Origin of the sequence: Corynebacterium sp. CCUG 70398 (genome assembly GCF_024454055.1) — a bacterium.
GTDB classification, from domain to species: domain Bacteria; phylum Actinomycetota; class Actinomycetes; order Mycobacteriales; family Mycobacteriaceae; genus Corynebacterium; species Corynebacterium genitalium.
Genome location: NZ_JAGPYZ010000004.1, coordinates 194,584 through 216,483 on the forward strand (window position 1 = coordinate 194,584; position 21,900 = coordinate 216,483).

General features: G+C 60.8%; 18 protein-coding genes and 2 rRNA genes. 14 read left to right on the top strand and 6 right to left on the bottom strand.

Features of this window, described 5'->3' with window-relative positions; genetic code table 11:
• Positions 1-85 precede the first annotated feature (85 nt).
• The 6 genes from KBX07_RS06770 to rplI all read left to right on the top strand — a co-directional run bounded on the left by KBX07_RS06770 (position 86) and on the right by rplI (position 6,169).
• Positions 86-2,314: a transglycosylase domain-containing protein gene (locus KBX07_RS06770; RefSeq protein WP_370686988.1), complete on the top strand. Its 2,229-nt coding sequence runs from the start codon at positions 86-88 to the stop codon at positions 2,312-2,314.
• 10 nt (positions 2,315-2,324) lie between these two features.
• Positions 2,325-3,863: a glycosyltransferase 87 family protein gene (locus KBX07_RS06775; protein ID WP_256023524.1), complete on the top strand. Its 1,539-nt coding sequence runs from the start codon at positions 2,325-2,327 to the stop codon at positions 3,861-3,863.
• Positions 3,864-4,025: 162 nt separating this feature from the next.
• Positions 4,026-4,499 carry a hypothetical protein gene (locus KBX07_RS06780; protein ID WP_156774794.1) on the top strand — a complete coding sequence of 158 codons (474 nt, stop codon included), beginning with the start codon at positions 4,026-4,028 and terminating at the stop codon, positions 4,497-4,499.
• A 165-nt stretch (positions 4,500-4,664) separates the two neighbouring features.
• Entirely contained in the window at positions 4,665-4,955 is a 291-nt protein-coding gene (rpsF, locus tag KBX07_RS06785; RefSeq protein WP_198002210.1) for a 30S ribosomal protein S6, read from the top strand.
• Between the two features lie 125 nt (positions 4,956-5,080).
• Positions 5,081-5,674 carry a single-stranded DNA-binding protein gene (locus tag KBX07_RS06790; RefSeq protein ID WP_005287876.1) on the top strand — a complete coding sequence of 198 codons (594 nt, stop codon included), beginning with the start codon at positions 5,081-5,083 and terminating at the stop codon, positions 5,672-5,674.
• 42 nt (positions 5,675-5,716) lie between these two features.
• Positions 5,717-6,169, top strand: coding sequence for a 50S ribosomal protein L9 (rplI, locus tag KBX07_RS06795; RefSeq protein WP_255994589.1), 453 nt, complete (start codon positions 5,717-5,719; stop codon positions 6,167-6,169).
• Positions 6,170-6,295: 126 nt separating this feature from the next.
• Here rplI and KBX07_RS06800 read toward each other — a convergent pair whose 3' ends face one another.
• Complete coding sequence (locus KBX07_RS06800) at positions 6,296-7,072, bottom strand: hypothetical protein (protein WP_005287883.1); 777 nt, start codon at positions 7,070-7,072, stop codon at positions 6,296-6,298.
• 424 nt (positions 7,073-7,496) lie between these two features.
• Between KBX07_RS06800 and dnaB the strand changes: the two genes are divergently transcribed.
• The gene (gene dnaB, locus KBX07_RS06805) at positions 7,497-8,969 is read left to right on the top strand and encodes a replicative DNA helicase (protein WP_005287885.1); all 1,473 of its coding nucleotides are present in this window, start codon (positions 7,497-7,499) and stop codon (positions 8,967-8,969) included.
• 5 nt (positions 8,970-8,974) lie between these two features.
• On the opposite strand, the gene KBX07_RS06810 is transcribed toward dnaB, so the two are convergent.
• The 4 genes from KBX07_RS06810 to KBX07_RS06825 all read right to left on the bottom strand — a co-directional run bounded on the left by KBX07_RS06810 (position 8,975) and on the right by KBX07_RS06825 (position 13,336).
• Positions 8,975-10,285, bottom strand: coding sequence for an MFS transporter (locus KBX07_RS06810; protein ID WP_256023526.1), 1,311 nt, complete (start codon positions 10,283-10,285; stop codon positions 8,975-8,977).
• A gap of 54 nt (positions 10,286-10,339) precedes the next feature.
• On the bottom strand, positions 10,340-12,550 hold the full coding sequence (locus tag KBX07_RS06815) for a cation-translocating P-type ATPase (protein ID WP_256023532.1): 2,211 nt from the start codon (positions 12,548-12,550) through the stop codon (positions 10,340-10,342).
• Between the two features lie 319 nt (positions 12,551-12,869).
• Positions 12,870-13,067, bottom strand: a complete 198-nt coding sequence (locus KBX07_RS06820) for a heavy-metal-associated domain-containing protein (protein WP_255994586.1) — start codon at positions 13,065-13,067, stop codon at positions 12,870-12,872.
• 65 nt (positions 13,068-13,132) lie between these two features.
• A complete protein-coding gene (locus KBX07_RS06825) occupies positions 13,133-13,336 on the bottom strand; it encodes a hypothetical protein (RefSeq protein ID WP_005287897.1) in 204 nt (67 codons plus the stop codon).
• Positions 13,337-13,431: 95 nt separating this feature from the next.
• Here KBX07_RS06825 and trxA point away from each other — a divergent pair, with 95 nt between their 5' ends.
• Together trxA and KBX07_RS06835 are read left to right on the top strand one after the other, a co-directional pair.
• Positions 13,432-13,806 (top strand): thioredoxin, encoded by a 375-nt coding sequence (trxA, locus tag KBX07_RS06830; RefSeq protein WP_005287900.1) that lies wholly within the window; start codon positions 13,432-13,434, stop codon positions 13,804-13,806.
• A 132-nt stretch (positions 13,807-13,938) separates the two neighbouring features.
• Positions 13,939-14,799 carry a PspA/IM30 family protein gene (locus KBX07_RS06835; protein WP_005287902.1) on the top strand — a complete coding sequence of 287 codons (861 nt, stop codon included), beginning with the start codon at positions 13,939-13,941 and terminating at the stop codon, positions 14,797-14,799.
• 7 nt (positions 14,800-14,806) lie between these two features.
• Here the strand turns inward: KBX07_RS06835 and KBX07_RS06840 are convergent, their stop codons facing one another.
• Positions 14,807-16,015, bottom strand: a complete 1,209-nt coding sequence (locus KBX07_RS06840) for an NYN domain-containing protein (protein ID WP_256023527.1) — start codon at positions 16,013-16,015, stop codon at positions 14,807-14,809.
• Positions 16,016-16,221: 206 nt separating this feature from the next.
• Between KBX07_RS06840 and KBX07_RS06845 the strand changes: the two genes are divergently transcribed.
• The 5 genes from KBX07_RS06845 to KBX07_RS06865 form a co-directional block, all read left to right on the top strand.
• Positions 16,222-16,596 (top strand): GntR family transcriptional regulator, encoded by a 375-nt coding sequence (locus KBX07_RS06845; RefSeq protein WP_005287908.1) that lies wholly within the window; start codon positions 16,222-16,224, stop codon positions 16,594-16,596.
• A 45-nt stretch (positions 16,597-16,641) separates the two neighbouring features.
• The gene (locus KBX07_RS06850) at positions 16,642-17,418 is read left to right on the top strand and encodes an ABC transporter ATP-binding protein (protein ID WP_256023533.1); all 777 of its coding nucleotides are present in this window, start codon (positions 16,642-16,644) and stop codon (positions 17,416-17,418) included.
• 2 nt (positions 17,419-17,420) lie between these two features.
• Entirely contained in the window at positions 17,421-18,485 is a 1,065-nt protein-coding gene (locus KBX07_RS06855) for a hypothetical protein (protein WP_256023529.1), read from the top strand.
• 621 nt (positions 18,486-19,106) lie between these two features.
• Positions 19,107-20,623, top strand: a 16S ribosomal RNA gene (locus tag KBX07_RS06860).
• A gap of 578 nt (positions 20,624-21,201) precedes the next feature.
• Positions 21,202-21,900: ribosomal RNA gene (locus KBX07_RS06865) — 23S ribosomal RNA — on the top strand; the annotation flags it as partial.

A 21,900-nucleotide genomic window follows, 5' to 3' on the forward strand; every position in this document is an offset into this window, starting at 1 on the left:
TTAAAGATTAGGCAGGGACACCCCATTGGCACGAGACACTGAATCCACCGGTAAGAAGCCGGAGCCCAAGAAGCCGACGCAGAAGATGTCGGCCGATAAGGCGACGGCAGATAAGGCGAGTAGTAAGGCCGGCGCTAAGACGGGCACGAAGCCGTCCGAGAAAGACTCCAGCACCCGTGTGACCAAGAAGAAGCGTCGCCGCGGGCAGTGGCTGGCAGCCCTGGCGTTGGCCGTTGTGTTGCTTCTGCTTGTGCCGCTGACGATCTTCGGTGTCAACTACGCCAAGGCGGACCTGCCTCAGCCGGGCGAGATTGACACCCCCCAGATCTCCACCATCTTCTACAACGACGGCCAGAAAGAGCTGGCCCGCCTTGTCCCGCCGGAAGGCAACCGTGAGCAGATCGCGTTGGACCAAGTGCCGGAGCATGTGCAGAACGCTGTCTTCGCCGCTGAGGACCGCGACTTCTGGGACAACTCCGGATTCTCCTTCACCGGTTTCGGCCGCGCCTTGCTCGGCCAGCTGACGGGTAATGACTCTGCTGGTGGTGGTTCAACAATCACCCAGCAGTACGTCAAGAACACCATCGTGGGTAATGAGCGTTCTTATACCCGTAAGTTCAATGAGCTGGTCTACTCCATCAAGATGACCAGGAACTGGTCCAAGGAAGAGATCCTCACCGGATACCTGAACACCATTTACTTCGGCCGCAACGCCTACGGTATCGAAGCCGCCGCCCACGCCTACTTCAGCAAACCAGCCGCAGAACTGTCGGTCGAAGAGGGCGCTTTGCTTGCTGGCCTGATTCAGCTGCCCAGCCAGCTTGACCCGTGGAACAACCCGGACGAGGCGCAGAACCGCTGGGACTACGTGCTCGACGGCATGGTGGATCAGGGCTGGCTCAGCGCGGACGAACGCGCCGGGGCCCAGTTCCCGGACACGCGCGACCCGGAGACGTACTCCGCCTACACGGAGGCCACCGGCCCGAACGGTCTGATCAAGAACCAGGTGATCAGGGAGCTCGAGCAGATCGGTATTTCTGAGGCGGACGTGACCAACCGCGGCCTGCAGATCAAGACCACCATCGACCCGCATGTCCAGCAGCAGATCCTCGATACGGCTGAGACGCAAATGGCGACGCTGCAGGAGGATGCCCGTACCGGTGTCGTGGCGATCGACCCGAAGAACGGTGAAGTGCGCGGCTACTATGGTGGCGACGATCCATCCGGTTGGGACTATGCCGACGCTGGCCTGCAGACCGGTTCGACATTCAAGATCTTCGGTCTTGCGGCTGCGCTGCAGCAGGGCATCCCGCTGTCGGCGCCGTACGACTCCTCCCCCGTCACCGTCGGTAGCGCCTACATCACCAACTCCGGTGGCGGTGGCGGCGGCATGACCTCCATGGCTGACGCGCTGAAGAACTCCTACAACACCTCTTTCATCCGCATTCAGTCCGACCTGGACGACACCACCAACGACACCAAGGAAATGGCGCACGCGCTGGGTGTCGCCCGCCAGCTGCCGAATGTCCCGGAAACGTTGACCGAGCACGGTGAGCAACCACTCGACGGCATCATTCTGGGCCAGTACCAGTCCCGCGTTCTGGACATGGCCACGGGTGTGTCCACTCTGATTAACCGTGGTGTGTGGCACCCGACGCACTTCGTCCAGCAAGTCACCTCCGCCGATGGCGAAGTGCTCTACGAGTTTGATCCGGAGTACAAAGAACGCCGCGTGAACTCCCAGGTGGCAGACAACGTCGTCCAGGCGATGCAGCCGGTCGCTGGCTGGTCCCATGCGGCCCTGGCCGGCGGCCGCCCGTCGGCGGCAAAGACCGGTACCGTCCAGCTGGGCAACACTGGCCTGTCCAAGGACGCCTGGATGGTCGGCGGCACCCCAGAACTCTCCGTCGCGGTGTGGGTTGGTACAGCCGACAACACCACGGCCATCTACAACTCTTACGGCGGCACGATGTTCGGTGCGCAGGCCCCTGCCCAGATTTGGAAGGGCGTGCTCGACGGCGCGCTCGACGGCAAAGAATACGGCCAGTTCCCCGACGCCAAGCCAATCAACTGGGGAGTTGACCCCTACTCCGGCGGCACCTACGGCGGACAAAAGGGCTACTCCAGCCAGGATACCTCGTACAACTACAGCCAGCCTTCGCAGCAGCGGTCCGCTGCACCCGAGCCACAAGCCCCGGCGGCATCGGCCCCGCCGCCTGCCCCGGCACCGGCCCCGGCCCCGCCGCAAGCGCCAGAACCGGCACCGGAGCCACCGCCGAGCTTGGGTGAGATTCTCGACGAACTGGTCCAGTAAGGGGGGCGAGGTGAGCGTCGATAAGCGTCGCGCTGTGTGGGCGAACGCCGCTGACCGCGTGCAACCCGGAAAAACGGAGCCGGTTGCGCGCGGGGTCGTGGAAACCTTGGGCGGCCCCATGGGCCGTTTCGCGCAGATTGGCCGTGGCCGTTGGTGGACACCCCTGCGTGCCATCATGTCGGTGGCCTGGGTTTTCATGGTGCTCGGTGCACTGAGCAAGTCCAACTGTGCGCGCGGCAAGCTTGTCGACGGCTCCCTGCAACTCAACTGGGACGGCAACCGCCAATACACCTCTTTCTGCTACAACGACATCGTTCCCCTCTACGGCGGGCGCGGCCTTGACCAGCCAGGATTCGTTTACGACTACTCCTGGCAGGAAGGCGACCTCACCCGGTACATGGAGTACCCGGTACTGGGCGGACTGTTTCAAGGCGCGATGGGCTGGCTCTCTCGCAACACCTATCCCCTGGTCAGCTGGGCACTGCCGGATTCCGGTTGGTACTTCTACGTCACCGCATTCGTCATGGCGGTCATCTGGGTCTTCACCGCCCGCATGGTGGCCGAGCTGGCAGGTAACCGCATTTGGGACACCATGTTGGTGGTGGCCTCTCCCCTGCTCATCATGCACGCCTTCACCAACTGGGACATTCCCTCCATCGCGTTCATGGTCGGGGCCTTGCTGGCCGCCCGGAACAAGAAGTTCTGGCTCGCGGGAGTGCTCATCGGGCTGGGCACGGCGTTCAAGATGTGGCCGCTGTTCCTGCTGGGTGCCTACCTGGTCATTGCGCTACGCAAGAAGAAGGCCATGCCGTTCGTGGAGATGCTGGTAGCCACGGTGGTGTCGTGGCTGGTAGTCAACGTGCCAATCATGCTGTACAACTACGACGCCTGGCACGAGTTCCAGCGCCTGAACACCGAGCGCGGCTGGGAGTGGACCACGATCTACGCCGTGGCCTCCCGCGCCTTCGGGTGGAACGGCTTCGATTCCGGCGACGGCGCGCCGGTGATCCTCAACGCGGTCACCCTCGTGCTTTTCCTAGCAGGCTGTCTATTCGTTCTCGTCGCGGGATTAATGGCACCACAGACTCCGCGCGTCGCGGAACTGTTCGTGCTCATCGTTGGCTTCTTTCTGCTGTTCAATAAGGTGTGGAGCCCCCAGTACTCGCTGTGGCTTGTCATTCCGGCAGTGCTCGCACTCCCCCACTGGCGCCTGTTGCTGTCGTGGATGACGGTGGACATGTTGGTCTGGCCGATCCTCATGTGGCACATGATGGGCACCGACAACCTCGGGTTGCCCGGTGGGATGCTCAACCTCATTGTGGTCACGCGCGACGGTCTGATCATCGCGATCATGGTGCTCACCGTCATGCAGATGTACGGTCGCCGCCGCGACAAGGTGCGCGACGCCCACTTCGGGTGCGACCCGCTGCTGACCACACCCGCGGACTGGGAGGAGGCGAAAAAGACGTGGGAACCGCAACAATCCTCGGAATCTGCTCGATCTTCATCGGGTTCGGACTCTTTGCAGGGTGTTTCTTCGCAGTCGTGAAGAAGAAGCCGATGGCGCTCTCTGTCGCCTTAGGTCTCGCGGCGTTCATCTTCATGACGTTCGTGCCGGTCTTCCTGGCGGTGTTCATCGCAGCGCCCAACGCTGGCAGTTAACTGCCAGAAACCTTCTGTAGGGTGGAAACCATGAACATTAAGAGGGTTCATGAACATTAAGAGGGTTTCCGCTGCCATCGCTGCCTCCGCTTTGTCCCTCTCCGCGCTCACTGCGTGCGGTGAGACGGACGACGGCACCACCGGTACCGACGCCGGAGCCGAATCCACGGTGGCCGAAGAGGTTGAGACCGAAGGCGACGATCAAGTTCAGCAAGACGACGTAGCCGGCGATGATGACGCGGACGACGCAGACGACGCAGACGATGCCGATGATGGTGACGACGCTGCTGGTCGTGAACTGCCGAAGGAAGTGACTGGTTACACCCCAGAGGCGGAGTCTGAAATGGCTGACGAAGGCCTCAGCGCAGCTGATGTCGAGCGTGCCCTCGCCGCCGCCAACGATAATGAGCCCGGTGTGGAGACCAGGTGGGAAGACGACGGGTTCTGGGAAATCGCCTCCGGTGAGATCGACATCGATATCGACCCCCAGGGTCTGGTCCTCGACGTAGACAAAGACGACTAGTTAGCGCCGCACGTTTCCTAGCGCCGCAGATACGCCGCATTCTGATTTCTTCGCGGTGAGCTGCTGGGGTACGCTGGTGAGGTTGCTTGACGCAACGACCCTCCTGCCACCGTTAAAGGACGGTGGCCGAAACCATAGAAACGACCATAGGAGGTGATGAGGTCCGTGCGTCACTACGAAGTAATGATCATTCTCGACCCGAGTCAGGATGAGCGCACCGTTGCCCCGTCCCTGGACAAGTTCCTCGATATTGTCCGCCAGGATAACGGCAAGGTGGAAAACGTCGATGTATGGGGCAAGCGCCGTCTTGCATACCCCATCGACAAGAAGGAAGAAGGCGTCTACGTCGTAGTCAACCTCGACTGCGCAGCCGAGACCGTCCAGGAGCTCGACCGCCGTCTGAACCTGAACGACACCATTATGCGAACCAAGGTTCTGCGCACCGATAGCAAGTAAGCGCCGAACGTGAACGGGTAATCCCAGCTCAGGGTTTGTGTCCGGGGCGGACTATAGACTGGTTCGTGCAAGGACAACCCATTCCCGCTCATTCATTCAAGGTTTCAAGGTAAGGACGAAAGAACATGGCACAAGGCGACACTCCTATCACCGTCGTTGGCAACTTGGTTGCGGACCCTGAACTGCGGTTCACCCCGCAGGGCTTGGCAGTAGCCAACTTCCGCATTGCATCCACTCCGCGTACCTACAACAGGGACACGAACCAGTGGGAAGACGGCGAAGCTTTGTTCCTCACCTGCAACGTGTGGCGGAGCGTCGCCGAGAACGTCGCTGAGTCCCTGACAAAGGGCATGCGCGTGATCGTCAACGGCCGCCTCAAGCAGCGTTCTTACCAGAACCGCGAAGGTGAAAACCGCACCGTGTTCGAGGTCGAGGTCGACGAAGTCGGCCCGTCCCTGCGCTACGCCAGCGCCAGCGTCAACCGTAACCCGCGTGAGGGCGGGAACCAGGGTGGCGGCGGCTTCGGCGGCAACCAGGGCGGCAGCTTTGGTAACTCCCAGGGCGGCCAGAACGCCCAGAACACCGGTGGCTTTGGTAACTCCCAGGGCAACCAGGGCGGCCAGAACAGCCAGTCCAACAACCAGCCCGCGAATGATCCGTGGAATTCTGCTCCCCCCGCCGGCGGTTTCGGCGGCATGGACGATGAGCCCCCGTTCTAAAGCAATCGACAAACATCAACTTTCAAACGAAAGGTAAGGATTATGAAGCTGATCCTCACCGCTGCCGTTGAGAACCTTGGTGAGCCCGGCGATATTGTCGAGGTCAAGGACGGCTACGGACGTAACCTTCTGCTTCCGCGCGGCCTGGCCATCCCGGCCTCCCGCGGCGCTGAGAAGCAGATTGAGGACATCAAGCGCGCACAGGAGCAGCGTTCCGTGCGCGACCTGGACCACGCTAAGGAGCTGCGCGACCAGCTCGACCAGCTGCAGGGCGTCACCGTGAAGGTGCGCACCGCTGAGAACGGCAAGATCTTCGGTTCGGTCAAGCCGGCCGACATCGTCGATGCCGTTGAGGCTGCAGGCGGCCCGGCGCTGGACAAGCGCCGCGTTGACATGCCGAAGGGGCTGGTCACCAGCACCGGCGGCTACCAGGTCAAGGTCAAGCTCCACGATGACGTGGAGGGCAAGGTGAACTTCGAGGTCGTGGGCGCGTAACACACGCCTAACGGCGATTGCTCTATAACAAGCAATCCAACGACAACAGCACGAAGGGCGCGGGCCCCGCTTGTGAGGAGTGGGGCCCGCGCCCTTCTTCTTGCTTTGTTCCTGTTTGTGCGCGGGTTAGCGCAGCCCGGCTGGGAGTGGCAGCGAGGCGTCAATCAGCTCAAACGGCCCAACACCGCCGGAGATGACTCCCACAATGTAGGCGCGGCCGTCGCGGCCGGTGATCCACACCGGGGCACCGGAATCGCCCGTGAAGTTCAGCAGGAGAGCCACGATCTCACCAGTGTGAACGTTGGTGGACACCACAGGACCGCAGGTCCTGCTAGAGCGCGCGCCATCCTTGCAGACAATCTGGCCCGGTGCCACGGCGCTGACCGGAAGGCGTCCACCGATGGCGCGATCCGGGTTAATGGACCGAGCGAACTGTGTGAGGTTGTGGTCCATGCCAGAGTCGAGCCCCAACGTGAGGTTCCCACCGCGCGTCTTGCCGGCATCAGTAACGTGCGGGTCGAGGCGGAACCAGCTGTAGTCACGGAACGAGTCGGATGTGAAGCCCTTCAACCCGACGTTCAGGCCGCCCTGATCGAAGACATACCCGGAATCCGCCATGTTGGAGGCAATGACTGCGCCGTCGGATGAGTAGACACGGATAGGACGGCCACCATCGATGGGCATGAGGCAATGCCCGGCCGTGATCCCGTACTTCGCGCCGTCCCGGTGCGCCACGGAGTTGAGGGAGCACAGTGCTTTAGCCCCGTTACTGTAATGGATCTCGATCTTATCGCCGGCATAAACCGGTGCTGCGGAGGCGGGGGCAACGCCGCACGCAACGGCGACCACTGTGGCCATCGCGGAGATTACCGCGCGGCGGAAACGGGAAAAACGGGAGGTCATAGCAGCACAATAGCAGGTGGTTCCAGCAATCAAGCGCCGCATAACAATCTGGTGTCCACACTGCCTGTGGATAACTAGTGGAAAAGTCCAGTCCAATGAGAGAAATTTACGCGGAGGAGAGCGGTTTATAGCACTTTGGTTACCTTGTCAAATGTGCTGGTGGTCGAGTTATTCACTGTTCGTGGAAGACGCATGACGCGGAATGTATCGGGGTTAAGCAGTCACGATGGGCGAATCTGTGAAAAAGTAACTGAATATTCCACAGAGATTCCACAGCCGTGGGAGGCATGTGGGTCACGAATCAGGGAATAACGGGCTTATTCCACAAGGACCTGTGGATAACTCCAGCGTGATGAGTCCACAAGAGTGGTCCGCTCGTGCCCCGGCGGGGTAGCATCACTTCGATGACTGGAGGGAGTTCACGATGACTGCAGGCAATGTCGCTGGAGGGGACAGCTTCGACGACCGGTTTGAGGACCTTGTTCCTCCGCCGCCTGAGCCGGAGGACGGCGGCGGGTACAGGAGCAACCGTCGCAACGGCCGCGGCTTCACGTCTGAGCGCGAGGACTTGAGCGAGTACCGCCAGCCCCCGCATGACCGGAAAGCCGAGCAGGGTGTGATTGGTGCGATGCTGCTCAGCCCCAATACCGTCACCGATGTGATTGAGGAGCTGCGGGAGGAGGACTTCTACTTCCCGGCCCACCAACTGATTTATCAGGCGATTCTGGACCTGTACTCCCAAGGCTCGCAGATTGACGTCCTCATTGTCTCCGGCCGTCTTGACCGGATGGGACAGCTCGAGCGTGCTGGGGGAGCGCCGTACCTGCACACCTTGATCTCCGAGGTTCCCACCTCTGCCAACGCGCGCTACTACGCAGACATAGTTGCCGAGAAGTCCACGTTGCGCCAGCTTGTGGACGCGGGAACACGTGTTGCCCAGCTCGGCTACGACGGCGGCGAGGGCATGGAGATCGAGGCTCTGGTGGATCGCGCGCAACAGGAGATCTTCGCCGTCGCGCAGACCAAGACGGGGGAGGACTACCAGGCACTCGCTGAGCTGCTCAAGCCTACTGTCGACGAGCTTGCTGCTTATGAAAAAGACGGCGGCCTCGCTGCCGGCGTGCCGACGGGCTTCCTTGACCTCGACCGGCTGACAAATGGCCTCCATGCCGGTCAGATGATCATTATCGCGGCCCGTCCTGGTGTGGGTAAGTCGACCCTCGCCCTGGATTTCGTTAGGTCCTGCTCGATCCACAACGACCTGACCTCGGTGATCTTCTCGCTGGAGATGAGCGCCTCCGAGATTGTGATGCGCCTGCTGTCTGCGGAGACCGAGATCAAGCTCTCCGCGATGCGTTCGGGCCAGATGGAGGAGTCTGACTGGGAGAAGCTCACCAAACGCCTCCGCGAGATCCAGCAGGCGCCGATCTTCGTCGATGATTCTCCGAACCTGACGATGATGGAGATCCGCTCTAAAGCCCGCCGCCTCAAGCAGCAGCACGGCCTAGACCTCGTGGTGCTGGACTATATGCAGTTGATGAGCTCCGGCCGCAAGGTCGAATCCCGCCAGCAAGAGGTCTCCGAGTTCTCCCGCCAGCTGAAGTTGCTGGCCAAGGAGCTAGAAGTGCCCGTCATCGCCATCTCCCAGCTCAACCGTGGCCCGGAGTCACGCACGGACAAGCGTCCGCAGTTGGCGGACCTGCGTGAATCGGGTTCATTGGAGCAGGACGCGGACATTGTCATGCTGCTGTACCGTCCGGACTCCCAGGACCGCGACAACGAGCGTGCGGGTGAGGCGGACATCATCATCGCCAAGCACCGTGGTGGCCCGATCGACACGATCGCGGTGGCGCACCAGTTGCACTACTCGCGCTTCGTGAACATGGCGCGGGGTTAAGCCGGTTAAGACAGCACTTTCCCGCGCTGTTCGGGCAGGGTGAGCGCAGCGATGCACGCCACGGCGAAGGCGGCTGCGAACACCCCGAACACAGCCGTGGGCCCGCCGAAGCTGAGCACCGGAGGCACAATGAGAGGCGCGATGATCGACCCGATTCGCCCGAACGACGCCCCGGCACCTGTGCCCGTAGCGCGGATCGAGGTTGGGTAGAGCTCCGGGCCGATCGCGTAGAGGGCACCCCACGCACCCAGGTTGAAAAAGGACAGTAAGCAGCCGGCGGCAATGATCTGCCACGGAGCCCCTGCCAAACCATACAAAACGGCGGCGCCAGCAGACCCGGCGAGGAAGACCGATAGAGTGATGCGGCGGCCCCAGACTTCAATAAGCCACGCGGCCGCGGCATAACCGGGAAGCTGCGCGATAGTGATGATGAGGGTGAACGTGAACGACCGCACCAGGGTGAAACCTTGGTCCACCAGCAGCGACGGAATCCAGATGAACGCGCCGTAGTACGACAGCGACACCCCGAACCACACGAGCCAGAACGCGGCAGTGCGCTTGCGCATCGCTGGCCCCCATATCCCGCCGCTGACCTCCGGCTCTGGGTCGCCGGGCGGGGAGTGGTCGATCTCAGAGGTGTCGGCGGCGGCCTCAAAGGTCCGCACGATCTCCTCGGCTTCATCGTGGCGGCCTTTCGATTCAAGGAACCGCACTGACTCGGGCAAGCCCATGCGCACGTAGATGGCATAGAGTGCGGGTACAGATCCGAGGGCGAATCCCCAGCGCCACCCGGTGTCACCCTGGCTGACTACGAAGGTTCCGATCACGGCCGCCATGATCCACCCCACGGCCCAAAACGCTTCGAGCAATACGACCATTCGCCCGCGGCTCTTACGGGGCGCGAACTCGCTGACCAAGGTGGATGCCACGGGTAGCTCCGCACCCAGGCCGAGGCCGACGAGGAACCGGAACACCATGAGGGAGCTGACAGACCAGGCGAGGGCGGAGGCACCCGTCGCAAAGCCGTAGACCAGCAAAGTGGCCGCAAAGACCTGCCTGCGCCCGATCTTGTCCGCGAGCAGCCCGCCTAGAGATGCCCCGATGGCCATTCCGATGAAACCAATCGACGCGATCCATGACGTCGTGCCCTTATCCAGGTCCCAGTGCACGGCGAGCGCGGCGATGATGAACGACACAAGGCCGACGTCCATCGCGTCGAGCGCCCAGCCCACGCCCGAGCCGACGAGCAGCCGACGGTGCTGGGAAGTGACCGGGAGACGGTCGAGACGCTCGTTGCGGGTCAGAGTATTGTCCATGGGCAGTGAGCATAGCTCCTGCCCGGGCAGGTCAACTACTTTAAATTCACTTTTCTAGCGCTCGCTGACCGAAGTGAACCGGTTGAGCCGTAGCGAGTTGCTCACCACGAACACTGAGCTGAACGCCATGGCGATGCCGGCGAACATGGGGTTGAGCAGGCCGATGGCCGCCACCGGGATGAGCAGCACGTTGTAGGCGAAAGCCCAGAACAGGTTGCCCTTGATGATGCTCAGGGTGCGCCGCGACAAGCGGATCGCGTCTGCCGCAGAGCGCAGGTCGCCGCCCATGAGGGTGATGTCGGCGGCCTCAATGGCCACGTCCGTGCCCGACCCCATGGCCAGGCCCAAGTCCGCGGTGGCCAAGGCAGCGGCATCGTTCACGCCGTCGCCGACCATCGCGACAGTGTTGCTCTCTGCCTGCAGCTTTTCGACGACACGCACCTTGTCCTCCGGCAGCACCCCCGCCGTGACATTATCCGCATCGATGCCGACCGCAGTGGCTGCCGCGCGGGCAGCCCCTTCGTTGTCACCGGTGAGCAGGTGCGGGGTGAGCCGCAGCTCGCGCAAGTCCTCAATGGCTTGTGCAGAGGTGTCTTTGACGGTGTCGCGCACAGCGATCGTGCCGGCGGGGGAGCCGTCCACGGTCACGGTGACAGCCGTGGCGCCGTCAGCCTCGAAGGCTTCCGCCTCGGGTCCGCGGCCGCGGCCGACGGTGACGGAGGTGCCGTCGATAAGCGCGCGGACGCCCTGGCCGGCCTCGTTGCTGAAATCTGTCGCCTCGGGGATGTCGCCGTCTGCGGCGGCGACGATGGCGCGTGCAATGGGGTGCTCGGAGCCGGCCTCGACAGCGGCGGCGAGCGACAGGACCTGCTCTTCGGTGAAACCGGATTCAGGCGCGACGGCGTCGACCGCCATTTCACCGGTGGTGACGGTGCCGGTCTTGTCCAGCACAATCGTGTCCACGCGCTGGGTCGACTCGAGGATTTCCGGGCCCTTGATCAGCAGACCCATTTGTGCGCCGCGTCCGGTGCCGACGAGGATCGCCGTGGGCGTAGCCAGGCCGAGCGCGCACGGGCACGCGATGATGAGCACGGCGACTGCGGCGGAGAATGCCGCCGGCGCGTCGTGGCCGATCGCCATGTGCACGGCCAGCGTGATCAGCGCAACCACGATGACGGTCGGGACGAAAATGCGGGAAATACGGTCCACAAGCTTTTCGACGGGCGCTTGCCCCGCCTGCGCCTGCCGCACCAGTTCGCTCATCCGCGACAGGGTGGTTTCGGAACCCACCCGCGTGGCCTCGACGATGAGGCGGCCAGTCTGGTTGACCGTGGCGCCCGTGACGGTGTCGCCGGGAGCGACGTCGACAGGCACGGACTCACCGGTGATCATCGAGTTATCCACGGCGGATACGCCGTCGATCACGGTGCCGTCCGTGGCGATCTTCTCACCGGGGCGGACCACGAAACGGTCACCGACAGCGATCTCGGAGGTGGGTACGCGGATCTCTTGGCCGTCACGGATAACAGCGGCGTCTTTGGCGCCCATTGTCGCGAGGTCACGCAGAGCTTCAGAGCTGCGTCCCTTCGCCTTGGTTTCGAACCACCTTCCCAGCAGTAAGAACGTGATCACCACGGCGATGGTTTCCAGGTAGATCTCATCCATCGCATGACCAGCGTTCGCACCGGGGGAGAGGCTCATGTCCATCGTCATTCCGGGTTCGCCGGCGTTGCCGATGAACAGCGCCCACACTGACCACAGGTACGCTGCCGTCGTGCCCAGGGTGATCAGGGTGTCCATGGTGACGGCACCGTGGCGCAGGTTCGCGATTGTCGCCTTGTGGAACGGCGCGCCGCCATTGATGTAGATCAAGGTGGTGAGCGTGAAAACGAGCCACTGCCAGTTCGTGAACTGGAGGGCCGGGACCATCGAGATTACCGTCACCGGCACGGCGAGAATCGCTGTCCAGATGACTTTCCACTTGAGGTCGCTTGCTTCAGCTTCGCGGGCGGCTTCAATGCGGTCGGTGTCGGAAGCGTCGCCGTCGGCTGTACCTTCGGAGCCCGCGGTATCGCCGCTGCCGCCGCCGAGCGCGAATGCGTCGTACCCGGCGTCTTTGACAACCTGGATGAGCTGCTCGCGGTCAGTTTTGGACGGATCGTAGTCGACCGTCGCCGTCTCAGTGGAGTAGTTGACGTTGGCTTCCACCCCGTCAAGCTTGTTCAGCTTGCGTTGGATGCGGTTGGAGCACGAGGTGCAGGTCATCCCGGTCACACCCAGTTCGAGGTGCTCCAAATAGTTGGTGCTTGTCTGTGGTGTGGGGGCGGGTGCGGGGGCGCTCACTGTAGATGTATCTCCTCCCGGGTAGCGCGGCTTGAACCTTTCTCACCCTATGGAACGGCGAGGTAAGGCAAGATATTCCGAGAGGCGCGCAACGTGGTGCACCTCACCAGAGCGGTCCAAATGCAGAAAAGTTGACAAACCCGATTTCGCTCTAGACCTGAACGTGCAGGTTGGCGAGTTTTCGCCGGTTAAACCAGTGTCGAGTTTGTCAACTTTTCCGCAAGGGATACCGCGGGGGCCTTTAGACCAGCTTGTAACCAGCCTCGGCAACAGCGGCGGCGACGGCGTCGCGGTCGAAGCCTTCGCCCTCAACGGTCACGGTGCCAGCTTTGTGGTCGGCGGTTGCGCTGGTCACGCCAGCGACTTCGCTGACCTCTTCGGACACGCTCATTTCGCAGTGTTCGCAGGTCATGCCTTCTACGGTGAATGTCTGTGCCATGGGAGTAGTCACCTTCCAAAAGGAACTCGGTTGTTCTTACGGTTCCCATGGTAGGACGGTTGGCATTAAGCGTCGATAAGCGAAAAGCCTGCGTACTCGACGGCGTACTCGATCTGCTCGTCGGTGAAGCCTTCGCCTGTGACCCGCATGACCTTCGTTTCTGCATTGATGTCGACGCCTTGGGTGCCCAGCACCTGGCTCACTTCAGCTTGCAGAGTATCCACGGAATTGGTGTCTGTCGGGCCCTCGAACCGGTAGTTCTTGGTCACGCTTGCTCCTTTTCTCGCTCGCGGGGAATGTCCGCGCCCTTGATAAGGTTGTACTCATCGACAGACGTTACTAGAGCAGACTCAGGAGAATAAAAATGAGCACCATCAATGTAACCGAGGACACGTTCACCGAGACCGTCGAGAACAACGACATTGTGATCGTTGATGCGTGGGCTGACTGGTGTGGCCCGTGCAAGGCGTTCGCCCCGACTTTTGAGGCTGCGTCTGAGAAGCACGAGGACGTGACCTTTGCCAAGCTGGACACCGAGGCTAACCAGGGCCTTTCCTCTGCGCTGCAGATCCAGGCGATTCCGACCCTCTTCGCGTTCCGCGAGGGCATCTTGCTGGGGCAGACCTCCGGCGCTATGCCGCCGGCTGGCCTGGAGGAGTTCATCCAGGCTGTGCGCGACGTTGACATGGAGCAGGTCCGCGCTGACATCGCAGAGCAGAACGAAAAGACTGAGGGCTAGTCGCTTTTCGACGGCTTCCCGTCACACCGCCCGCGCCGCAGACGGCCGGGCGGTTTTTCGTGCCCGGGTGAGCCGGGAACCGTTCGCGTAGACTCGGGGCACACTTTCCCGACGAAAATCTAAGGAATCACCATGGCTAACCCGTTCAGCAAGGGCTGGAACTACCTGATGCAATCCTTCGACACGGCGATCGATGAGAACGCCGACCCGAAGGTCCAGATCGAACAGGCTGCGAACGCCGCTAGAGAGCAGCACCGCGCGATCACGCAGCAGGCCGCGGAGATCATTGGCCAGAAGAAGCAGCTGGAGATCAAGCTGGGTCGTGTCCGCGAACAGCAGGCGTCTTTGCAGGACAAGACCAAGACTGCGTTGCAGATGGCTGACCAGGCAACCGCTGAGGGTGACACCGCCAAGGCCCAACAGTTCAACACAACCGCAGAGACGCTCGCAGCTCAGCTGGTGGCTACGGAGCAGGAGCTCGAGGGGCTGACCACGCAGTACGGCGCCGCAGAGCAAGCGGCCGCACAGGCCGAGCAGCAGCAGAAGCAGTCCGAGGCCCGCCTGCAAGAGCAGATGAATGAGGTCAACCGCCTGCGCCAGCAGGTCGACCAGGCCAAGATGCAGGAGCACACTGCCCAGACGATGGACACCATGGGGCAGTTCAGCCAGAACGACAACGTACCCACGTTGGATGGGGTGCGCGAGAAGATTGAGAAGCGCTACGCTACGGCACTCGGCCAGCAGGAACTGGCTGAATCTGGTGCGAGTGCCGCGATGGCTGAGATCGAGTCCGGCCAGACCGATGTCGCTGCATCATCCAAGCTTGCGGAGATCCGCGCGTCGATGCAGGCAGAGTCCGCTGGCGAGCTGACCCAGGGGTCGGCCCAGGCTGCTGCAAGCGATGATGCGGAGCAACACGAAGAGGCCCTCGAGCGTTTCGACGATGAAGCCCCACAAGCTCCGCTCAACGCGGAAGAGGCCGACAACCGCTAGTGAGTGCTTAACTTTGGGTCCGGCGGATATTGATCAGAACTCCGCGGATCCCGGAGTGGAAGCCGTCTCGCAGGTTGACGCGCTGGCTCTCGCTGAGCGTGTACTCATGAAGGGTTTCGCAGGCGAACTGCAGTAGCGGCCTGTCGATTTCGGGGGGAAGGCCGCCTCCCGAGAGAATGTGCGCTTTGTCGCGCTGCTCGGAAGAGGCGGCGTTGTCGAACCACCACGTTGCGTACTGTTGTCCCACATCGAACGGGGTTTGGAACCCGGAGGAGGTCCATACTTCTTCCGGCAGCGGAACGTAGCGGGAGCGCAGTTTCCGGCGCGGGGCCATCATCGAGGGTTTCGGCGAGCTGGCTGCTAGTTGGGCTGGCGATGGCGGGCCAGGTGTGGGGCGGGGGTTGGGTGCCACGTGGTCCGTTGACTCGTGGGCAGCCTCGCGCTTGCCGCGCCCCTGCTCGGGCTTCTGTTCAGGTTCGGCGTGGTCTGCCTGCTCCACCTTTTGCTGCGCGAGTTCCTCAGCGGCGGCATCCGCCTCCGCCTGCGCGACGTGGGAAGAAAGAGGCTGTTCGCCGTCGGGGCGGGGAACGCCGCACATGCCGTCTTGGGTGTCGGTCTCGTCGAGCGCGTCGACAAGCGGGCGCTCGCGAATGGTCGGTGGAAGCGGGCCCTCGAGCACCTGGAGCTGCATTGCTTCGGCGAAATCCTCGCGCGGATCGAGGATGGTGGTGGAGTCGCACGCGTGGCGCAGAGCTGAGGACATAGAGTCCCAGCCAAAGCCGTAGAGGTGCATGCGGACGCCTGCGTTGGTAGCTTCCTCGACGCCGGGGATCATGTCGGCATCGCCGCTGACCAGCACGAAGTCGCTGTACTGGCCGCGCATGGCGTTGGCCACGATGTCGGCGACAAGGCGGGTGTCCACGCCTTTTTGGGTGCGCCGCTCGCCCCATTCGATGAGCTGGCCGGTGCGCAACTGCACGCCGTCGCACGTGCGTAGAGCGCGCTGGTAGCGGTGGGGGCCAGAGTCTGGGATGCCGTCGTACCAGAACTGGCGGTGGATGGGTTGGTGTAGTTGCTGGGTAATCATGGTCCCGAGGTTGGCAACGACCTCGGGGAGATCAATTTCTAATTGCGATCTTGCGCCTGTTTCCCACGAGTTGTAGAAACTCGCAAGTAAATATGACGTATCAACGAAAACGACTGTGCGCTCAAGCATGGCTCCTAAATCCGTATCTATTCATGTAGCTAATAACTTTTGTCGGTATCCAGTCTGCCTTAACTTGGATGAGCTTGTCAGACGCGCGCCGTCTACCTGCACGAATCTGTGAATTCAGGAATTGCTTGGTGGGAGCCGTTGCCATTTTGCCCCCATAGTTGTACGGTTAGTTACACCACTAACTAACCGACGAACCGGAGGTCGCGATGGGCAACGACACAGAGCCGCTGTTCATGCAGATCGCACGCCTTATTCAAGACCAGATAGTGGATGGCCACCTAGAGGCCGGGGCCCGCGCACCGAGCACCAACGAGCTGGCGGCGTTCCATGAGATCAACCCCGCGACCGCGCGCAAAGGACTCACGCTCCTTGTGGATGGCGGGGTGCTGGAAAAACGACGCGGGATCGGCATGTTTGTCACGCCCGACGCGCGCGAACGCATCCTCGCGCAGCGCCAAGCGGAGTTTGCGGGCGCGTACATTGCCCCGCTTATCGACGAAGCACTTCGCCTCGGCCACGACCTACCCACTCTCCACAACCTCATTGACCGCGTTGCAGAAAGTAGAGGAATGTACAAGTGATAATCGCACAGGAACTGACAAAAACCTTCGGCGGGGGAGACGGTACTGGACCGGCTCGACCTCGCGATAGAATCCGGCGGCATCCACGGCCTGCTCGGCCGCAATGGCGTGGGCAAGTCCACTCTGCTCTCGCTCATCGCCGGCCAGCTCAAGCCCTCTGATGGCGAGCTCGATGTCTTCAACCAGAAACCGTTCGACAACGCGACCGTCATGGACCGCGTCTCCCTGACCGGTGTCGATGTCGCCTACCCGGGCGCATGGTCCGTCCGTGACATCCTCACCGGCGCGCAGTTGCGGTACCCGGGGTGGGATCGCGGAATCGCCGACGATCTTGTGGCTGATTTCGCTCTCGATGACGCAATGACGACGGCGTACAGCCAGCTGTCGCGTGGTCAGCGAGCAATGGTCGGCAACATCGTCGGTCTCGCGTCGGGCGCAGAGCTCACGCTTCTCGACGAACCCTACGTCGGCCTCGACATCCACAACACCGACGTCTTCTACCACCATTTGCTCGAGCTTTCCGGGAATGGCCGAACGTTCATCATGGCAACGCACCACATTGAGGACGCCGCCAAGCTCCTCGATTCCGCGATCATTCTCGGCCGCGACGGCCGCATCGCCGCGCACATTCTCGCAGAGGAGGCCGACGATTACGTCGTGGCGACCGGCTCCTTTGACGAGCCCGAGCACGCGCTTGCTTATCGACGCACCGATGCCGGGTCCCGCGCCCTCCTCCCCGCCACAAGCGCCACAGGCCTTTCGGCGCGCACCGCGCCTGCCGACCTCGGCGACGTTATCGAGTCTCTCCTGGAGGTGAGCTAACCATGTCTGTAACGATGACGGCCCTGGATGCCCCATTCTTCTGGCACCAGTTCAAGGCGGGGTCACGGTGGCGCCTGCTGCTCCTGCCCATCGCGCTCATCTTTCTCATCGGTGGAGCCTGGGTGGGCAGCTGGACGGCAGTGGTGGCAGGTAGTCTCATCGGCTCGTTGACCCTGCTGGACGGCCTATACCCAGAAAAGAACATCTTCCGGGCGTTGGGGATGAATGCGGCTAGAGCGCGCAGCCAGCTACTCATGGTGACGGCGCCGGTCGTTATTGCCGCAGCATTGATCTACCTTCTCTTTGTGCCCGGCATGAAGGGGGTAACCGGTGCGCTCATCGCAGCCACCTGCGGAGTGTTGTTCGTAGCCACCCACGATGCTGTCGGTGATCAGGCGCGTTACGGTGAGGTGGAGTCCACGCATATCCGGCCGTCTGGTCCGCTGCTGGTCCAAGCCATGTGGTGGCCGACGCTGTTGGGCGCCGCCATTGCCGGTGCCGGGCTCTCACTGGCAATCTATCTTGCCGGTTTCATCGAAAACGATACGTTTTCTTCCATCGTCGCAGCTTTGCCCGTGCTGTTCTTCTTCATGTGGCTCGGCACCGAGACAGTGATGAGTGGTCTGAGCCCACTGGTCGCGCATTCGTACGGATTCACCCGAAAGGCGTGGGCAGTGCACGTGCTCGCAGTCAGTGTGGGTGCGGGAGCAATTCTCGGCGTGATTGCAAGCACCGGAAGCACTCTATTGCCCATTGACCACGTCGATGTTCAACCGGAGGTGTTCATCCTGGTGGCAGTGACAGTTGTGGCGTTCGGAGTATTCGCCGCAGGCACCGTCTCCAAAGCCAAGGCACTCTTTCCGGCGGCAGGATTCTTACTCTGGTTAGGCGTGCGTGACCTCCTGCGATTCGAGGAAGCTGCGGGGCGAGTCCCACTTGGACTGCTTATCGTTTCCGCTGCTGTCGCGCTCGTAGGCTGCGTGTTCATGGCGCTCTACATCGCAGGCAAGATCAACCTCACCCACGACAACATTCGCAGCATGTCTAGTGTTGGCGGAGATAGCTAGAAACCGTGTTTGTGCTGGGGGTTTGTGTTGTTGGTGGTTGGTGTGTAGCTTTATGTGAGTCAGCGTGACCGACAACGCCCCGCCGGACAGTGTGGTTTGGTGAGATGGCGGTAGGAAAACAATCGTTGGCAGGGATCTGAAACATTTTCACTGGGTATCAAGTGATTTGCTTGGTGTGGTGGTGGGTGTGTAGGGTCGTCCAAGCTACTTCGAGCATGGCCCTGGTTGTGGGTTGTGTTTGGGTGTGCGTGTGTTGTGTGAGAACTCGATAGTGTGCCAATGTTTTTTGGTTGGTTGTGTGCGATCTTGATGCCTGCACGTGTTTGTGTGTGGTGTGTGCTGGTCGGTGGTGCTTGAACCTATTGATGGGGTGTCACTGTGCTGGTTGGTCGTGTGTGACTGATTGGAAATATATTTTTTGTTGCTTCTTCTTTTTCCCCGTCAGGGATGAGGGGCAACATGTGGATGAACCTTTTGGTTTGTCTAGTAATTTTAGGATTGCCAGTTCACGCACTGGCGCTGCGGATGTTTGTGTTTGTGGTGTTTGTGTGTGGGTGGTTTTGTTTTGGTTGGGTTTTGGGCTTTTCACGGCCTGTTTCACTGTGTTTTGTTGAAACTGTTTTTGTGGAGAGTTTGATCCTGGCTCAGGATGAACGCTGGCGGCGTGCTTAACACATGCAAGTCGAACGGAAAGGCCGAAGCTTGCTTCGGTACTCGAGTGGCGAACGGGTGAGTAACACGTGGGTGATCTGCCCTGCACTTTGGGATAAGCCTGGGAAACTGGGTCTAATACCAGATAGGACCACGTCTTGGATGGTGTGGTGGAAAGTTTTTTCGGTGTGGGATGAGCTCGCGGCCTATCAGCTTGTTGGTGGGGTAATGGCCTACCAAGGCGTCGACGGGTAGCCGGCCTGAGAGGGTGTACGGCCACATTGGGACTGAGATACGGCCCAGACTCCTACGGGAGGCAGCAGTGGGGAATATTGCACAATGGGCGCAAGCCTGATGCAGCGACGCCGCGTGGGGGATGACGGCCTTCGGGTTGTAAACTCCTTTCGCCAGGGACGAAGCGTCAGTGACGGTACCTGGATAAGAAGCACCGGCTAACTACGTGCCAGCAGCCGCGGTAATACGTAGGGTGCGAGCGTTGTCCGGAATTACTGGGCGTAAAGAGCTCGTAGGTGGTTTGTCGCGTCGTTTGTGTAATACCGCAGCTTAACTGCGGGGTTGCAGGCGATACGGGCATAACTTGAGTGCTGTAGGGGAGACTGGAATTCCTGGTGTAGCGGTGGAATGCGCAGATATCAGGAGGAACACCGATGGCGAAGGCAGGTCTCTGGGCAGTAACTGACGCTGAGGAGCGAAAGCATGGGTAGCGAACAGGATTAGATACCCTGGTAGTCCATGCCGTAAACGGTGGGCGCTAGGTGTGAGTCCCTTCCACGGGGTTCGTGCCGTAGCTAACGCATTAAGCGCCCCGCCTGGGGAGTACGGCCGCAAGGCTAAAACTCAAAGGAATTGACGGGGGCCCGCACAAGCGGCGGAGCATGTGGATTAATTCGATGCAACGCGAAGAACCTTACCTGGGCTTGACATGCACCGGATCGCTGCAGAGATGTAGTTTCCCTTGTGGCTGGTGTACAGGTGGTGCATGGTTGTCGTCAGCTCGTGTCGTGAGATGTTGGGTTAAGTCCCGCAACGAGCGCAACCCTTGTCTTATGTTGCCAGCATTTGGTTGGGGACTCATGAGAGACTGCCGGGGTTAACTCGGAGGAAGGTGGGGATGACGTCAAATCATCATGCCCCTTATGTCCAGGGCTTCACACATGCTACAATGGTCGGTACAACGCGCAGCGACACTGTGAGGTGGAGCTAATCGCTGAAAGCCGGTCTTAGTTCGGATTGGGGTCTGCAACTCGACCCCATGAAGTCGGAGTCGCTAGTAATCGTAGATCAGCAACGCTGCGGTGAATACGTTCCCGGGCCTTGTACACACCGCCCGTCACGTCATGAAAGTTGGTAACACCCGAAGCCAGTGGCCCAAACTCGTTAGGGAGCTGTCGAAGGTGGGATCGGCGATTGGGACGAAGTCGTAACAAGGTAGCCGTACCGGAAGGTGCGGCTGGATCACCTCCTTTCTAAGGAGCATTACTATTTATTGGCCCCGCATGGTCAGGTAGTTACCTGTACTGGGTGTGGGGTTGGGCTGTTGAGTGTCCGTGTGTGGTGCTGCAGACCCGTATGTTGTGGAAAATGTCCAGGTGGACACGCACCCGGGGGGCGAGATGCCTCCAGGAGAAGCACATGATTCATGGTGTGGGTGTCGCACGTGTGAAGCAATCAACCGGTTTTTGTCAGAAGCATTGGTGCGCTGTTGGGTGTCTGGGGCAGCACATGGTGCCCGCACACTGTGGTGTGACTCGTGTGGGTTGCGTGGTGTGTGGGTGGTTGTCCTTGTGGCCCGGATAGATACGAATGTCACTGTGGTGGTGTTTGTGTCTGCTGGGTGTGGTGTGTGAGAACTGTATAGTGGACGCGAGCATCTTTCTTCTTTGAAGAGAAGTGTATTTCTCATCGAGTTGGGGCGAGGATGATTGTTCTTGTTCTGGTTTGGTGTGAGTATTTTTGTGATTGTGAGTATGTGTTTGTGTATCCGGGCACACGCTTAGAGCGCTGATTACGGCTTTGTGTTGTGGTTGGTGTGGGTGTGTGTTTGTGTTTGTTGCTTAAGGGCGCATGGTGGATGCCTTGGCATGCTGGGCCGATGAAGGACGTGTGAGGCTGCGTTATGCCTCGGGGAGTTGTCAACAAAGCGTTGATCCGAGGATGTCCGAATGGGGAAACCCGGCCACGGTTGTGTGTGGTCACCGTATGATGAATTCATAGTTGTGCGGGGGTGATACCGGGAAGTGAAACATCTCAGTACCGGTGGGAGAGGAAAATAATAATGATTCTGTTAGTAGCGGCGAGCGAACGCGGATGAGGCTAAACCGTGTGCGTGTGATACCTGGCAGGGGTTGCGTGTGCGGTGTTGTGGGGTGCGATGGTCAACGGTCTGCCAGTCGTTGCATTTCTAGTGCGTGTTAGCGGAAGTGGCCTGGGATGGTCTGCCGGAGTAGGTGAGAGTCCTGTACGTGAAGGCGTGTGCTGGTTGTGTGTCGTGTTTGCCCCGAGTAGCAGCGGGCTCGTGGAATCTGCTGTGAATCTGCCGGGACCACCCGGTAAGCCTAAATACCTAGTGTGACCGATAGTGGATAGTACCGTGAGGGAATGGTGAAAAGTACCCCGGGAGGGGAGTGAAAGAGTTCCTGAAACTGTGCGCTTACAATCCGTCAGAGCACCTTCTGTGTGTGTGATGGCGTGCCTTTTGAAGAATGAGCCTGCGAGTCAGCGGCATGTCGCGAGGTTAACCCGT